Origin of the sequence: Nocardioides pymetrozini, from assembly GCF_046058985.1 — a bacterium.
Classification (GTDB): domain Bacteria; phylum Actinomycetota; class Actinomycetes; order Propionibacteriales; family Nocardioidaceae; genus Nocardioides.
This window is the reverse complement of the sequence record NZ_CP175556.1, coordinates 2,177,879-2,192,993: the sequence shown is the minus strand read 5'-3', so window position 1 is coordinate 2,192,993 and position 15,115 is coordinate 2,177,879. Positions and strand designations below refer to the sequence as shown.

The window sequence follows — 15,115 nt, the reverse complement described above, 5'->3', positions numbered from 1 at the left end:
TCGCCAAGGCTGCCCTCAGTAAGGGCGACCTTCCTTGAACGGCCTCGATCAATAACGGCACACTGATGTTGTGGAAATGGCGACCGAGACCGACCAGCCGACGCGCCAGCGCGTCGCGCGGGCGATCCTGGTCAACGGGCCGTCCACCGCCGCGGCGCTGGCCGAGCGCCTCGAGCTGACGCCCGCCGCGGTGCGCCGGCACCTCGACCAGCTGCTCGCCGAGGGCTCCGTGGTCGCGCGCGACCCCCGTCCCGTCGGCTCGCGCGGCCGGGGACGCCCGGCGAAGGTCTTCGCGCTCACCGAGCGCGGCCGCGACGCCTTCGACCAGCAGTACGACGACCTCGCCACCGAGGCGCTGCGGTTCCTCGCCGAGACCGGTGGGGACGACGCCGTCCGCGCCTTCGCCGAGCGGCGTGCGTCGTTCATCGAGCGTCGCTTCCCCGAGGTCCGCGCGGCCCACCCCGAGGCGTCGCCCGCCCAGGTGCTCGCGCTGGTCTTCTCCGACGAGGGCTACGCCGCCGCCGTCCGCGAGCTGCCGGTCGTGGGGGAGCAGCTGTGCCAGCAGCACTGCCCGGTCTCCCACGTCGCCCACGAGTTCCCCCAGCTGTGCGAGGCCGAGACCGAGGCCATCGGCCGCGTGCTCGGCACGCACGTGCAGCGTCTGGCCACCATCGCCCACGGAGACGGGGTCTGCACGACGTGCATCCCCGCCTCGTCAGGCTCGACCACCGAGAAGAAGGAGCAGGTCACCTCATGACCTCCATCGAGGAGCTGAACCCCGAGCTGAAGGGGATCGGTCGCTACGAGTTCGGCTGGTCCGACAAGAACGACGTCGGCGCCGACGCCAAGCGCGGCCTGAACGAGGACGTCGTCCGCGACATCTCCGCGAAGAAGAGCGAGCCGCAGTGGATGCTCGACCTGCGGCTCAAGGGCCTCAAGCTCTTCCACCGCAAGCCGATGCCCACCTGGGGCTCGGACCTGTCGGCGATCGACTTCGACAACATCAAGTACTTCGTCCGCTCCAGCGAGAAGCAGGCGACCTCGTGGGAGGACCTCCCCGAGGACATCAAGAACACCTACGACAAGCTCGGCATCCCGGAGGCGGAGAAGCAGCGCCTGGTCGCGGGCGTCGCCGCCCAGTACGAGTCCGAGGTCGTCTACCACTCGATCCGCGAGGACCTCGAGGCGCAGGGCGTGCTGTTCCTGGACACCGACACCGCGCTGAAGGAGCACGAGGAGCTCTTCAAGGAGTACTTCGGCACCGTCATCCCGGTCGGTGACAACAAGTTCGCCGCGCTCAACACGTCGGTGTGGTCGGGCGGCTCGTTCATCTACGTGCCCAAGGGCGTCCACGTGGACATCCCGCTCCAGGCCTACTTCCGGATCAACACCGAGAACATGGGCCAGTTCGAGCGCACGCTGATCATCGTCGACGAGGACGCCTACGTGCACTACGTCGAGGGCTGCACCGCGCCGATCTACTCCTCGGACTCGCTGCACTCCGCGGTCGTCGAGATCATCGTCAAGAAGGGCGGCCGCTGCCGCTACACGACCATCCAGAACTGGTCGAACAACGTCTACAACCTCGTGACGAAGCGCGCGGTCTGCGAGGCCGGCGCGACGATGGAGTGGGTCGACGGCAACATCGGCTCCAAGGTGACGATGAAGTACCCCGCCGTCTACCTCATGGGCGAGCACGCCAAGGGCGAGACCCTGTCCATCGCCTTCGCGGGCGAGGGCCAGCACCAGGACGCCGGCGCCAAGATGGTCCACGCGGCCCCGCACACCTCGAGCTCGATCCTGAGCAAGTCGGTGGCGCGCGGCGGTGGGCGCACGTCGTACCGGGGCCTGATCCAGGTCAACGAGGGCGCCCACGGCTCGAAGTCCAACGTGCTGTGCGACGCGCTGCTGGTCGACCAGATCAGCCGCTCCGACACCTACCCGTACGTCGACATCCGCGAGGACGACGTCTCGATGGGCCACGAGGCCTCGGTGTCGAAGGTCTCCGACGACCAGCTCTTCTACCTCATGTCGCGCGGCATGGAGGAGGACGAGGCGATGGCGATGATCGTGCGCGGCTTCGTCGAGCCGATCGCCAAGGAGCTCCCCATGGAGTACGCGCTCGAGCTGAACCGACTGATCGAACTGCAGATGGAGGGTGCTGTCGGATGACGGCCGTTGCCGAGGCTCTCGAGATGGACAAGCAGGCCCAGATCGAGAGCCACCTGAACCCGCCCGCGTCCTACGACCTCGCCGACCACCCGGTGCCGACCGGGCGCGAGGAGGTCTGGCGGTTCACGCCGCTCAAGCGGCTGCGCGGGATCCTCGACGGCGAGGCCTCCTCGGCCGAGCTCGTCCGCGAGAGCACACTGCCCGACGGGGTCAGCCTGACCAAGATCACCGCCGAGGAGGCGGTCGCGCTGGGCGAGCTGGGACCCAACGAGCGGCCGGCGGCCCTCGCGGCGGCCCACGCCGACGGCGCGCTCCTGCTCGACGTGCCCGCCGAGGCCGTGGTCGCCGAGCCGGTCGTCATCCGGCTCACCGGCCGCTCGGTCGACGACCTGGTCTGGTCGCGCCTGCTCTACCGGGTCGGCGCCCATGCCGAGGTCACCATCGTGCTCGTCCACGAGGGCTCCGCGCGCTACTCCGCGCTCTCCACCTTCCTGGTCGGCGACGGTGCCAAGGTCAACGTGCTCAGCCTGCAGGACTGGGCCGACGACGCCGTCCACCTGGGCCGCGACGCCATCCGGGTCGGCCGCGACGCCTCGGTCAAGCACACCTCGATCAGCTTCGGCGGCGACCTGGTGCGGATGCACGCCAACGTCGAGTACGCCGGTCCCGGCGGCGAGGCCGAGCTCCTCGGCCTCTACTTCGCCGACGAGGGCCAGCACCTCGAGCACCGCCTCTTCGCCGACCACAACGCCCCGAAGACCAAGAGCCACGTGGTCTACAAGGGCGCGCTGCAGGGCAAGGGCGCGCACACCGTGTGGATCGGCAACGTGCTGATCCGCAAGGTGGCCGAGGGCATCGAGACCTACGAGGAGAACCGCAACCTCGTGCTCACCGACGGCTGCCAGGCCGACTCCGTCCCCAACCTGGAGATCGAGACGGGCGAGATCGAGGGCGCCGGCCACGCGTCCGCGACCGCGCGCTTCGACGACGAGCAGCTGTTCTACCTCCGCTCGCGCGGCGTCTCCGAGAAGGAGGCCCAGCGCCTGGTCGTGCACGGCTTCTTCAACGACCTGATCCGCAAGGTCGACATCCCCATGGTCGAGGAGAAGCTCCTCGAGACGGTCGAGGCCGAGCTCGCCAAGAACGTGCTGAAGGACGTGCCGAAGGGCGTGCTGGCATGACCTTCGAGCGGGCCTGCGCGCTGGCCGACGTACCCGATGACGAGGCGCTCGCCGTCACCGTCGACCGGTACGACGTCGCGGTCGCCCGGCACGGCAACGAGGTCTTCGCGCTGCAGGACCTCTGCTCGCACGCCGCCGTCGCCCTGAGCGAGGGGGAGGTCGAGGACTGCACCGTCGAGTGCTGGCTCCACGGCTCCCGCTTCGACCTGCGCACCGGCAAGCCGACCGGGCTCCCCGCCACGGAGCCGGTCGCCACCTTCCCCGTAGAGCTGCGTCCCACCGATTCGGGCGACGTCGACGTCTACATCGACATCACCACCACGCTGAACGGAGTCACCCCATCATGAGCACCCTCGAGATCAAGGACCTTCAGGTCCAGGTCCAGACCGAGGACGGCCCCAAGGAGATCCTCAAGGGCGTCACGCTGACGATCAACGACGGCGAGACCCACGCGATCATGGGCCCCAACGGGTCGGGCAAGTCCACCCTGGCGTACTCCGTCGCCGGCCACCCGCGCTACGAGGTCACCGGCGGCTCGGTGACGCTCGACGGCGAGGACGTGCTGGAGATGTCCGTCGACGAGCGCGCCCGCGCCGGCCTCTTCCTCGCGATGCAGTACCCCGTCGAGGTGCCCGGCGTCTCGGTCGCGAACTTCCTGCGCACCGCCAAGACGGCGATCGACGGCGAGGCGCCCAAGCTGCGCACGTGGGTCAAGGACGTCAACGGCGCCCTCGACCGGATGAACCTCGACGCCACCTTCTCGCAGCGCTCGGTCAACGAGGGCTTCTCCGGCGGCGAGAAGAAGCGTCACGAGATCGCCCAGCTCGACCTGCTCGACCCGAAGGTCGCCATCCTCGACGAGACCGACTCCGGTCTCGACATCGACGCCCTGAAGGTCGTCTCGGAGGGCGTCAACCGCTTCCGGGAGCGCGAGGGCAAGGGCGTCCTGCTCATCACGCACTACACGCGCATCCTGCGCTACATCAAGCCCGACCACGTCCACGTCTTCGTGGCCGGCAGGGTCGCCGAGTCCGGCGGTCCCGAGCTGGCCGAGGAGCTGGAGGCCAACGGCTACGAGCGCTTCCTGACCGCTGTGCCGTCCGGAGCCTGACCATGACCCCGGAGGGCCTGCTCCCCGAGCTGGCGGTCATCCGCAAGGACTTCCCGATCCTCGAGCGCACGCTCGCGGGCGGGATGCCGCTGGTCTACCTCGACAGTGCCAACACCTCGCAGAAGCCGCAGGTCGTCATCGACACGATGGTCGACCACCTCGAGCGCCACAACGCCAACATCGCCCGGGCCATGCACCAGCTCGGGGCGGAGTCGACGGAGGCCTTCGAGGCGGCGCGCGACAAGGTGGCGGCGTTCCTGGGCGCGCCCGAGCGCGACGAGGTGATCTTCACCAAGAACGCCTCCGAGGCGCTCAACCTCGTCGCCAACACCCTCGCGTGGGCCGGCGAGCACCAGGTGAAGGCCGGAGACGAGGTCGTGATCACCGAGCTCGAGCACCACTCCAACATCGTCCCGTGGCAGCTCCTCACCGAGCGCACCGGCGCGAGCCTGCGCTGGTTCGGCCTCACCGAGGACGGCCGGCTCGACCTGTCGAACATCGACGAGCTCATCAACGAGCGCACGAAGGTCGTCTCGCTGGCGTGGGTGTCCAACATGCTCGGCACGGTCAACCCGATCGGGGAGATCGCCCGCCGGGCGCACGCCGTCGGCGCCATCGTCGTGGTCGACGCCGCGCAGGCGGCGCCGCAGCTGCCCATCGACCTCGCGGCGATGGCGCCGGAGGAGCGTCCCGACCTGTTGGCGTTCACCGGCCACAAGGTGGTCGGCCCGACCGGCATCGGCGTGCTGTGGGGCTCGCGCCGGGTCCTCGAGGCCCTGCCGCCGTTCCTCGGTGGCGGCGAGATGATCGAGACCGTCCGCATGGACCGCTCGACGTACGCCGGGATCCCTCACAAGTTCGAGGCCGGCACGCCCCCCATCGTGGAGGCCGTCGGGCTCGGCGCGGCGGTGGAGTACCTGGGCCACATCGGACTGGACGCGATCCACGCGCACGAGAAGGCGATCACCGGCTACGCGCTGGAGGGCCTGCAGTCGGTCCCGGGGCTGACGGTGCTCGGGCCCCTCGACGCCGCCGCACGCGGCGGTGCGATCTCCTTCGAGCTCGAGGGCGTGCACCCGCACGACATCGCGCAGGTGCTCGACAGCCGCGGCGTCGCCGTCCGCGCGGGACACCACTGCGCCAAGCCGGCGCACGCGCGCTTCGGCGTGCAGAGCTCGACCCGGATGTCGTCGTACCTCTACACGGAGCCGCGCGAGATCGACGCGCTCGTCGAGGCGCTGGAATACACCCGCAGCTACTTCAAGTTGGGCTGAGCGATGGCTGCACAGGAGCTCGATGCTCTCTACCAGGAGATCATCCTCGACCACTACAAGAACCCCCACGGCAAGGGCCTGCGCGAGCACGGCGACCACACCGCGGAGGTGCACCACGTCAACCCGACCTGCGGCGACGAGGTGACCCTGCGGGTGCACCTGGACGACGGCGCCCAGGGCCCGGTCGTCGCCGACGTGTCGTACGACGCCCTCGGCTGCTCGATCTCGCAGGCGTCGGCGTCGGTGCTGCACGACCTCGTCGTCGGCAAGCCCGTCGACGAGGCGATGGCCATCCACCAGGAATTCCTGACCCTCATGCAGGGCAAGGGCACGGTGGAGCCCGACGAGGACGTCCTCGAGGACGGCATCGCCTTCGCCGGGGTGGCGAAGTTCCCCGCGCGCGTGAAGTGCGCGCTGCTGTCGTGGATGGCGTGGAAGGACGCGACGGCGCAGGTCGTCGCAGGAGAGGGAGACCAGGCATGACCGAGCACACCCACGACCACGGCGACCTCCCCGAGGTCCCGGAGGCGACCGGCGAGATGGCCGGCACCAACCTGTCCTCGAGCGTCGCGCTCGCCGACATCGAGGAGGCCATGAAGGACGTCGTCGACCCCGAGCTCGGCATCAACGTCGTCGACCTCGGCCTCGTCTACGGCATCCACGTCGACGAGGGCACCAATGTCGTGCTCGACATGACGCTCACGTCGGCGGCATGTCCGTTGACCGACGTCATCACCGACCAGACCAACTCCGCCCTCGAGGGCCTCGTCAACGACGTCGCGATCAACTGGGTCTGGATGCCGCCGTGGGGCCCCGACAAGATCACCCCCGACGGCCGCGAGCAGCTGCGCGCCCTGGGCTTCAACGTCTGACCCGCTCCGGCACTTTTCGGATGCCCGTCCGAGTTGTCGAGCAGTTCCTCCTGATCTGAGCCGCCTCCGCTCCGCCCGGCCTAGCGTCGCCTCGCCGCCGCGTGGGTGTCGGCGGTCACACACTCAGGAGGCAACGAATGATCGACTGGCGACCCAAGATCGGCGCGCTCGGCGCGCTGGCCCTGGTGGTGGGCACCGCGAACGCCCTCGCGGCACCGGCTCACGCGGAGACGGCCGAGGTGCCCGGCACCGGAGACGTGATCGGCTGGGCGGACGGCCTCGAGACGGCGTCGTACCCGGGGCCCTTCGCGCAGCTCGGTGACAACGGCCTCGGCGCCAACGCGGTGGGCGCCATCCGAGCGGACGGCGGCGTCGACATCGTGGCGGCCGCGCAGGCCAGCGCGCAGGCCGTGCCGGCGCACGTGAGCGGGCAGCGGACGGTGTCCCTCAGCATCGGCGGGCCACGGTCGATCTGGGCCGCCTCGGAGGACGGGACCCTCACCAAGTGGGGCGGCTCCCGCGGCTCGTTCCCCGACCAGACCTGGACGCCCGAGCAGCTCGGCGGCAAGGCCGTCGCGGTGTCGGGCAACGTCTACAGCGCCTACGTCGTCGTCGAGACGCCGGAAGGCTCGCGGCACGTCACGCTCGTCGCGTACGGCACGGACGCCATCGGCGGGGTCGAGGGCGTGCACCCGGTCGTGCAGGGCGGTACGGGCACGCCGCTGACCGATGTCGTCGCACTGGGTGTCTACAACCGCGACCCCGGGAGCGCCTACAACGCGAACGTGATCGCACTGCGTGGCGACGGGTCGCTGGTCGCCCTCTCGGTCGGCCAGGGCTGGTACGAGCTGCGTCCCGCGGGTGACGACCCCGTGGTCGCGTTCGGCAACCAGCCCGGGGCTCCTGGTACCCCCGTGGGTGCCACCGGCAGCCTCGTCACGGAAAGCGGCGTGGTCCATGGCTTCCGCCTGGTGCAGCCGGGTACGACGGTCCCGTGGGTCCTCGAGACCTGGCAGGACGACCAGTTCCCGGGCGTGCCGGACGGCCAGACGGTCAAGGAGGTCAACAGCACGGGCGACACCAGCGTCGGCAGCCCGCAGTTCCTGCTGACCGACCAGGGCGACGTGGTCGCCTGGACGTCCGAGGCGCAGGCCGGCGGCGGCTCCACCGCCCCGGTTCCGCTGCCCGCGTCGATGGCGAGCGGTGGTGTGCTGGACATCGCGGACGGCGCCTATGCGCTGGTGGCCGCGGACGCCGCGCCGCCGCTCGCGGTGAGCGCCGCTCCCACGGTCAGCGGCACGCCGCAGGTGGGCCAGACGCTGACCGGGACCCCCGCGACGTTCAACGACGCGACCGCGACGGTGACGAACCAGTGGAAGGCGAACGACGTCCCGATCGACGGCGCCACCGGCACCACGCTGTCCCTGACCGCCGCCCAGCTCGGCCAGACGATCACCTTCGAGTCCACGGCCACCCGCGGGTCCGAGACCCTGGCGTCGTCCTCGACCCCGGTCGGTCCCGTCACTGCCGCGCCTGCGCCGCTGGCGGTCGCCAGCGTCCCCACGGTCAGCGGCACGCCTCAGGTCGGCCAGACGCTGACGGGGAACCCGGCGGTCTTCAACGACGCCTCGGCGACCGTGACGAACCAGTGGAAGGCGAACGGGGTCGCGATCGGCGGAGCCACCGGGTCCACCCTCGCGCTCACGGCAGCCCAGCAGGGCCAGACGATCACCTTCGAGTCCACGGCCACCCGTGGTTCCGAGACGCTGTCGTCGTCCTCGACCCCTGTCGGCCCCGTCGCCGCGGCTCCGGTGACCCCGCCCGTGACCCCGCCCGCCCCGGCCGGCAAGGTCGACCCGCAGCGGCCGACGTTCACGGTGACCAAGAGGCCGACCTCGAAGAAGGCGGGCCGGGCGACGGTCGTCGTCGCGGGGCCGTCTGCCGCGAGCCCCGTCCCGACCGGGGCGGTGAAGATCACCCTCAAGCGCCCGGGCACCAAGCGGGTCGTGACGGTGACCCTCAGCGCGGGTCAGCAGGTGGTCAAGCTGAAGCGTCTCGCGAAGGGCACCTGGAAGGTCAAGGTGAGCTATCTGGGCGACGGCAGCTACAACCCGCTCACGTCGACCGCGACGTTGAAGGTCAAGAAGTAGGCGAGGCGGTGGTCACGGTGGTCCCCGGGCGGTGCTCGGGGGCCACCGTGCTCTCTCAGACGGCGACGTCCCAGGTCGGGAGGACCGAGCGCAGCGCGACGATGAGCTCGAGGCGCGTGGGCGGGTCCTCCAGCTTGGGTCCGAACAGCTCCCGCAGCTTGGTCAGCCTGCTGTGCAGCGTCTGCGGCGGCACCCCCATCTCGCGGGCCAGCTGGTTGGCCGGGACCCCCGTCTCCAGCCAGCGCAGCAACGTGAGCGCGAGGTCGTTGCGGCGCATCGGCCGCAGGCCGTCGAAGACGGCGAGGTGCTTGCCGACCAGCAGGCCGGTCAGCAGCGGGTTGCCCGCCACGAGGAGGTGCCCGAGCATCTCCGTGCACGGCACCAGGAGCCGGTCGTCCGCCACGAGGCCGTCGCTGAGGAGACGGCTGGCGCGCCAGGCCAGCTGCAGTCCCTCGCCCAGGTCCGCCCACGGCGTCACCGGGCCGACGACGACCTGGCTCGTCAGCCACGGCGCCAGGCTGTGCGGCGCGACGGCCTCGGGCACGACGAGCTCGAAGGGCGAGGGCCGCGCGACCAGGCGGGGGTCGGTCCGCAGCGACGGGGGCAGCTCCTCGTGGACCGCCACCAGGACCCGGACCGGCCGGTCCGGACCGGGCGGTCGCCAGGACTGGCCGCCGAGCTCCGCGCGTCGGTAGGCGCTGCGATGGGCCCGGCGCGAGCTGTCGCGGCGGAGCTCGACCGTCATGGAGGAGCACACCAGGTGGAGATAGCGCTGGACCGCGACGCGCAGCTCGAGCACCGCGTCCCCGCGCAGCGAGTCCCCGACGATCAGGCCGAGCGCGTCGACGACCACGGGGCGCGCGAGGCGGAACAGGCGGTGGACGTCACCGGCCTCGACGCCCGCGCGGCCCAGCTCCCGCACCAGGTCGTGGACCAGCGGCTCGGCGTCGTGCGCCGCGTCGTCGGCCCGCCCACCGGCGCCGATGAAGCAGCGCGCGATCTCGCTCACCGCGACCCGGATCCGAGGGTCGTCGGGCACGTCCAGCGCGACGCGCACCGCGCGCACGATCCGGTGGTAGAGCAGCTCCAGCCGGTCCGGCCGCAGGCGGACGGTGGACGTGCGGCCCGACGACTCGATCGACAAGAACGCGACCGGCAGCGTCGAGACGGTCATCGGCGTCCTCCCTCGTCTCCGGGCGACCACCTCGATTGAGCCACAGCACGCCGACGCGTCCAACGGCTTGCGCCGCCTCGCGCTTCCGCGGGCCGGATCTTGTGATGCAGATGACAAGAACGCCGTGCCGGACCCCGCGCCCCCGGGACGGCAGGGGCCTCAGGCCGTGCTCGGGACGGAGGAGCCGGCCCGACCTGCTCACCGCGATGACAACAGGTGTCAGGGAGGCAACGGCCGGAACCGCTGGTCGGTGTAGCGGCGCAGCCTGGTCAGGAACCGCCGGAAGGCCAGGTTGCAGAGCACTCCGCTGACCGGCATGAGGTGACGGCCGGGACCGGCGACGTCGAGGGCGAGGGTCCAGGTGAGGCGGCAGCCCTCGGCGGTCGGCTCCACGTCGTAGCGCTCGGCGAACGCGCGGATCGATCGCTGCGATGCGGCGTTGAACCGGAACCCCATCTGTCGGCCGGGCTCCCACACCAGGAACTCCTCGGCGCCCGTTCTCGTCGCTAGGGTCGGGCTGTGCCCGAGGTCCTCGTCCCGCCCGCCCGCTGGCCCCGGTGGGTCGCGAACTTCGCGGCCTCCCACGGCGAGCCGGCGCTGCGGGTCGAGGCGGGCGCGCTCCACGGGAGGGCGCCGGACGGCTCGACCTTCGCGGCGCGCCTGCCCTTCTCCGTCCCGTACGACGGTCCGCCGGAGGCCGCCGCGCTGGCCGCGGCGCTCGACGGGGGAGCGGTGCCGCCGCCGACCTGGGGGGTCCTGCTGGTCCGCAAGGGCGGGTTCGCCCTCGCCCGCGTCCAGGATCGCGCGGTGGTGGCGAGCAAGGTCGGCCAGCGCCACGTGCAGGGGCGGACCAAGGCCGGTGGCCAGTCGCAGCAGCGGTTCGCCCGGCGCCGCGCCAATCAGGCACGGGTGGCCTACGAGGCGGCCGCCGACCACGCCCACCGGGTGCTGGCCGGCGTCGGCCCGGTCGTCGTCGGCGGCGACCGGGTGGCGGTGGAGGAGGTCCTGGCCGACCCGCGGCTGCACGGACTGTCCGTGGTCGGCCCGTGGCTCGCCGTCCCGGACCCGCGGCGGGCCGTGCTCGACGAGGCGGTCGTGAGCGCGCAGGCCCTGGTCGTGAGCGTCGAGAACGCCGGGCCGGTCAGAGGGTGAGGGTCAGGAAGACGCTGTTCGGGTCGAGGGAGTAGCCCTCGAACGGCCCGCACTCGACGAACCCGCGGGACAGGTAGAGCGCCCGGGCCGGGGCGAAGTAGTCCTCCGTGCCGGTCTCGAGGCTGACCCGTGAGTGGCCGCGCTCGCGCGCCTCGGCCAGCACGTGGTCGAGGAGCCGACCCGCGACCCCGCGCCGACGCGCCGCCGTCGCCGTGCGCATCGACTTGATCTCCGCGTGCTCAGCGGAGATCCGCCTGAGGGCCGCACAGCCGAGCAGGGTCGCACCGTCGCGGGCGCTCCAGAACGCGATCTCGGGACGGGTGAGCGCGTCGGGGTCGAGCGCGTGGACGCTCTCCGCCGGGGAGGTGGCGTACATGTCCGCCAGGTGCTCCTCGAGCAGGGCGAGCACGTCGGGGCGGCGCGGGTCGTCGATCGAGATCAGCACATCGGCTAGTTTGCCGACCATGTGGCAGCCCGAGCCCGACTGGGTGGCGCTTCCCGGCGGGACCGGGACGTCCACCGTGGGCGTGTGGCGGACCGCGCTCGGGGGGCGGCCCGTGGTCGTGAAGCGCCTCGGCGCGCCCGGGGCCGGCGACCCGCCCGTGCTCACGGACCGGAGCCACGCGGGCTACTGGCGCCGGGAGGCGGACGTGCTGCTCACCGGGCTGGTGCACACCACCCCGGGCCTGCGCGCCGCCGGAGCCGCGGTCGAGGAGGACGACGAGGGCGTCACCATCGTGCGCGACTGGGTGGAGGACGCCGCCTGCAGCGGGCTCTTCCTCGCCCTCTCGCTCGGCCGCTTCGCCGGCGCCGAGCTCGGACACCCGGCCTTCCTGGCCACCGACCTGCTTCGCGACCGGCTCGGCCGCGTGGCCCGTCGCGGAGGATGGCCAACCCTGGCCCGGACCACGGTGGCCGACGTCGCCGAGCACCTGTGGGCCCATCGGGAGCGGATGCTCACCCTCCTCGAGGGGCTGCCGCGCGTGCCGCAGCATGGCGACCCGACGCCGCACAACCTGCCGGGGCGGGAGGGCGACGACGCGGTCGCCATCGACTGGGGCACCCTCGGCCACGGACCGGTCGGCGGCGACCTCGGCTATCTCTCGCTGTCCGCACGGGAGGAGTTCGAGCCGCTGCTCGACGCCTACCTGCTCGGGCTGCCCGACGGCGTCGCCGACCGCGACGCCGTCGTGCTGGGCGCCCAGGTGGTCGCGGTCTACACCGCGCTCAGCCGCGCCGAGTGGGCGCTGGCGCGCGTCGCCGGGGGCGAGGGCGCACTGGCCGGCAAGTACCGGCACCCCGCGGTCGCCCCCCACCTGCGTGCGCTGCAGCGCACGTTCGGGCACATGGAGGCCCTGCTGGCGATCTAGGACGGGCCGGGCGTCACACCCGGTCGGCGGCGAAGGTGTCGCAGGCGTCGAGGCTGCCCTGCTGGTAGCCGACCATGAACCACTTCTTGCGCTGCTCGGAGGAGCCGTGGGTCCACGCCTCCTCGTTCACCCGCCCGCCGCTGCGCTTTTGGATGTAGTCGTCGCCGACCGCCTTCGCCGCCTCGATCGCCTCGTTGATGTCGTCCTGGGTCAGGTCCAGGATGAGCACCTCGCCGGAGGCGTCCTTGGTGGTCGTGGCGTGGTGTGCCCACAGACCGGCGTAGCAGTCGGCCTGGAGCTCCAGCCGCACGGCGTCGCTCTGCGGGCCCGTCTGCTGGCTGCGCACCTGGCCCATGTAGCCGAGGACGTTGGAGATGTGGTGGCCGTACTCGTGGGCGAGCACATAGAACTCGACGAAGCTGCCGTCGGGCCCGCCGAGCTGGCCCTCGAGCACGTCGTCGAAGAAGGTGGTGTCGAGGTAGATGGACTCGTCGCTGGGGCAGTAGAAGGGACCGACGGCTGAGGAGGCGGCGCCGCACGCCGTGTCGACGGACCCGCTGAAGGTCACCATCGCCTGCTCGGGGCGGAACTTCCCGCCGAGCTCGGACTCCCAGTAGTCGGTGAGCGAGTTCTCGATCGCGACCCGGGCGCAGTCCTGGCTGTTGTTGGCGTCCTCGCCGGTCGTGCAGCCCGCGTAGCGGTCGCTGCCCTGCTGCTCGTCGCTGAGACGGGCGGGGGAGTAGGCCTGCGCTCCGAGACCGCCGCCACCACCGCCGCCGAGACGGAGGTCGACGCCCGCGCACTGCGCCACCAGGAACAGGACGACCAGGAGGATGACGCCTCCGATGCCGCCCCTGCCGCCGCCAGGGATCGGGATGCGCATCCCACCGCCGCCGAGACCGCCACCGAGACCGCCGCCCCCGCCGCTGCCGGCGTCGCGCACGCGGGACCGGTCCAGACGGGCCTTCGGATTGAATCGCACCACAGCGCCACCCTAGAGGACGGGTCCGTCGTTTAGGGGGTGCCGAACCGCCGTGGGAGACTGGCACACGTCATGATCACGGTGCACCAGCTCGAGGTACGCGTCGGTGCGCGGCTCCTCATGGAGAACGTCAGCTTCCGCGTCGGTCCCGGCGACAAGGTCGGACTCGTGGGCCGCAACGGCGCCGGCAAGACCACCCTGACCAAGGTGCTCGCCGGCGACGCATTGCCCGCCGGCGGCTCGGTCACCAACAGCGGCGAGCTCGGCTACCTGCCGCAGGACCCGCGGGTCGGCGACCCCGAGGTGATCGTGCGCGACCGGATCCTGTCCGCGCGCGGGTTGGACGACGCCGTACGACGGATGCGCGCGGCCGAGGTGGCGATGGCCTCCGACGACGCCACCGAGCGCGACCGGGCCTTCCGCAAGTTCCAGCGTGCCCAGGACGAGCTCGACGCGGGGGGCGGCTACGCCGCCGAGTCCGAGGCGCTGCAGATCGCGCAGAGCCTCGGCATCCCGGACCGGCTCATGGAGCAGCCTCTCGGCACCCTGTCGGGCGGGCAGCGCCGGAGGGTGGAGCTGGCCCGGATCCTGTTCTCCAGCGCCGAGGTGCTCGTGCTCGACGAGCCCACCAACCACCTCGACGCCGACTCGATCATGTGGCTGCGCGACTGGATGAAGTCCTACAAGGGAGGCTTCATCGTGATCAGCCACGACAACGAGCTGCTCGAGGAGACCGTCAACAAGGTCTTCCACCTCGACGCCAACCGCGCCGTCATCGACGTCTACAACATGGGCTGGCGCAACTACCTCACCCAGCGCGAGACCGACGAGGCGCGTCGCAAGCGCGAGCTGATGAACGCGCAGAACAAGGCCAAGACGCTCACCGACCAGGCCAACAAGATGCGCGCCAAGGCCACCAAGGCCAGCGCGGCGCAGCAGATGCTCAAGCGAGCCGAGCGGCTCCTGGAGGGCGTCGAGGGCGAGCGCCAGGCCGACAAGGTCGCCGCGATCAAGTTCCCGACCCCCGCCGCCTGCGGCAAGACCCCGCTGACCGCGCGTGACCTGTCGAAGTCCTATGGCGCCCTGGAGGTCTTCACGGCCGTCGACCTCGCGATCGACAAGGGCTCGCGCGTGGTGATCCTGGGCCTCAACGGCGCCGGCAAGACCACGATGCTGCGCATCCTGGCGGGCGTCGACCAGCCCGACACCGGCATGGTCGTGCCCGGTCACGGACTCAAGATCGGCTACTACGCCCAGGAGCACGAGACACTGGACGTCGGCCGGACGGTGCTGGAGAACATGCAGTCGGCGGCCCCGGAGCTCACGGACACCGAGGCGCGCTCGGTGCTGGGCTCCTTCCTGTTCTCGGGCGACGACGTGCACAAGCCGGCCGGGGTGCTCTCCGGCGGGGAGAAGACCCGCCTGGCACTGGCCTCGCTCGTCGTCTCGGCGGCCAACGTGCTGCTGCTCGACGAGCCCACCAACAACCTCGACCCGGCCTCCCGCGAGGAGGTGCTGAGCGCGATCCGCCGCTACGAGGGGGCGATCGTCCTGGTCACCCACGACGAGGGCGCGGTGCACGCGCTCGAACCGGACCGCGTGCTCATCCTCCCCGACGGCGTCGAGGACCTGTGGAGTCCCGACTACGCCGACCTGGTCGCGCTCGCCTGAGCTCCT

The 15,115-nt window shown here is 71.5% G+C and carries 16 protein-coding genes; 12 read left to right on the top strand and 4 right to left on the bottom strand.

Features of this window, described 5'->3' with window-relative positions:
• Positions 1 to 76 precede the first annotated feature (76 nt).
• The 9 genes from ACJ5H2_RS10765 to ACJ5H2_RS10725 all read left to right on the top strand — a co-directional run bounded on the left by ACJ5H2_RS10765 (position 77) and on the right by ACJ5H2_RS10725 (position 8,760).
• Positions 77 to 757, top strand: a complete 681-nt coding sequence (locus ACJ5H2_RS10765) for a helix-turn-helix transcriptional regulator (RefSeq protein WP_408899556.1) — start codon at positions 77 to 79, stop codon at positions 755 to 757.
• Positions 754 to 2,172 carry a Fe-S cluster assembly protein SufB gene (gene sufB / locus ACJ5H2_RS10760; protein ID WP_408899555.1) on the top strand — a complete coding sequence of 473 codons (1,419 nt, stop codon included), beginning with the start codon at positions 754 to 756 and terminating at the stop codon, positions 2,170 to 2,172. Before ACJ5H2_RS10765 ends, sufB begins: the two co-directional genes overlap by 4 nt.
• Positions 2,169 to 3,353: a Fe-S cluster assembly protein SufD gene (gene sufD, locus ACJ5H2_RS10755; RefSeq protein ID WP_408899554.1), complete on the top strand. Its 1,185-nt coding sequence runs from the start codon at positions 2,169 to 2,171 to the stop codon at positions 3,351 to 3,353. Before sufB ends, sufD begins: the two co-directional genes overlap by 4 nt.
• Positions 3,350 to 3,700, top strand: a complete 351-nt coding sequence (locus ACJ5H2_RS10750) for a non-heme iron oxygenase ferredoxin subunit (protein WP_408899553.1) — start codon at positions 3,350 to 3,352, stop codon at positions 3,698 to 3,700. Before sufD ends, ACJ5H2_RS10750 begins: the two co-directional genes overlap by 4 nt.
• Positions 3,697 to 4,464: a Fe-S cluster assembly ATPase SufC gene (sufC, locus tag ACJ5H2_RS10745; RefSeq protein WP_408899552.1), complete on the top strand. Its 768-nt coding sequence runs from the start codon at positions 3,697 to 3,699 to the stop codon at positions 4,462 to 4,464. The genes ACJ5H2_RS10750 and sufC overlap by 4 nt, the downstream gene beginning before the upstream one ends.
• 2 nt (positions 4,465 to 4,466) lie before the next feature.
• The gene (locus tag ACJ5H2_RS10740; RefSeq protein ID WP_408899551.1) at positions 4,467 to 5,738 is read left to right on the top strand and encodes a cysteine desulfurase; all 1,272 of its coding nucleotides are present in this window, start codon (positions 4,467 to 4,469) and stop codon (positions 5,736 to 5,738) included.
• A 3-nt stretch (positions 5,739 to 5,741) separates the two neighbouring features.
• A complete protein-coding gene (gene sufU / locus ACJ5H2_RS10735; RefSeq protein ID WP_408899550.1) occupies positions 5,742 to 6,221 on the top strand; it encodes a Fe-S cluster assembly sulfur transfer protein SufU in 480 nt (159 codons plus the stop codon).
• A gap of 56 nt (positions 6,222 to 6,277) precedes the next feature.
• Positions 6,278 to 6,610 carry a metal-sulfur cluster assembly factor gene (locus ACJ5H2_RS10730; RefSeq protein ID WP_408899621.1) on the top strand — a complete coding sequence of 111 codons (333 nt, stop codon included), beginning with the start codon at positions 6,278 to 6,280 and terminating at the stop codon, positions 6,608 to 6,610.
• A 137-nt stretch (positions 6,611 to 6,747) separates the two neighbouring features.
• Positions 6,748 to 8,760 carry an Ig-like domain repeat protein gene (locus tag ACJ5H2_RS10725; protein ID WP_408899549.1) on the top strand — a complete coding sequence of 671 codons (2,013 nt, stop codon included), beginning with the start codon at positions 6,748 to 6,750 and terminating at the stop codon, positions 8,758 to 8,760.
• 55 nt (positions 8,761 to 8,815) lie between these two features.
• On the opposite strand, the gene ACJ5H2_RS10720 is transcribed toward ACJ5H2_RS10725, so the two are convergent.
• Together ACJ5H2_RS10720 and ACJ5H2_RS10715 are read right to left on the bottom strand one after the other, a co-directional pair.
• The gene (locus ACJ5H2_RS10720; protein WP_408899548.1) at positions 8,816 to 9,934 is read right to left on the bottom strand and encodes a helix-turn-helix domain-containing protein; all 1,119 of its coding nucleotides are present in this window, start codon (positions 9,932 to 9,934) and stop codon (positions 8,816 to 8,818) included.
• Between the two features lie 219 nt (positions 9,935 to 10,153).
• On the bottom strand, positions 10,154 to 10,519 hold the full coding sequence (locus tag ACJ5H2_RS10715) for an SRPBCC family protein (protein WP_408899547.1): 366 nt from the start codon (positions 10,517 to 10,519) through the stop codon (positions 10,154 to 10,156).
• Here ACJ5H2_RS10715 and ACJ5H2_RS10710 point away from each other — a divergent pair.
• Positions 10,454 to 11,086, top strand: coding sequence for an acVLRF1 family peptidyl-tRNA hydrolase (locus ACJ5H2_RS10710; protein WP_408899546.1), 633 nt, complete (start codon positions 10,454 to 10,456; stop codon positions 11,084 to 11,086). The two genes, ACJ5H2_RS10715 and ACJ5H2_RS10710, sit on opposite strands and share 66 nt — an antisense overlap.
• Here the strand turns inward: ACJ5H2_RS10710 and ACJ5H2_RS10705 are convergent.
• Positions 11,076 to 11,531, bottom strand: coding sequence for a GNAT family N-acetyltransferase (locus tag ACJ5H2_RS10705; protein ID WP_408899545.1), 456 nt, complete (start codon positions 11,529 to 11,531; stop codon positions 11,076 to 11,078). The genes ACJ5H2_RS10710 and ACJ5H2_RS10705 overlap by 11 nt on opposite strands.
• Before the next feature lie 19 nt (positions 11,532 to 11,550).
• On the opposite strand from ACJ5H2_RS10705, the gene ACJ5H2_RS10700 reads away from it, so the two are divergent.
• Entirely contained in the window at positions 11,551 to 12,456 is a 906-nt protein-coding gene (locus ACJ5H2_RS10700) for a phosphotransferase (RefSeq protein ID WP_408899544.1), read from the top strand.
• A gap of 13 nt (positions 12,457 to 12,469) precedes the next feature.
• Here the strand turns inward: ACJ5H2_RS10700 and ACJ5H2_RS10695 are convergent, their stop codons facing one another.
• On the bottom strand, positions 12,470 to 13,438 hold the full coding sequence (locus ACJ5H2_RS10695) for a neutral zinc metallopeptidase (RefSeq protein ID WP_408899543.1): 969 nt from the start codon (positions 13,436 to 13,438) through the stop codon (positions 12,470 to 12,472).
• Between the two features lie 72 nt (positions 13,439 to 13,510).
• Between ACJ5H2_RS10695 and abc-f the strand changes: the two genes are divergently transcribed.
• Positions 13,511 to 15,109: a ribosomal protection-like ABC-F family protein gene (gene abc-f / locus ACJ5H2_RS10690; RefSeq protein WP_408899542.1), complete on the top strand. Its 1,599-nt coding sequence runs from the start codon at positions 13,511 to 13,513 to the stop codon at positions 15,107 to 15,109.
• Positions 15,110 to 15,115 lie beyond the last annotated feature (6 nt).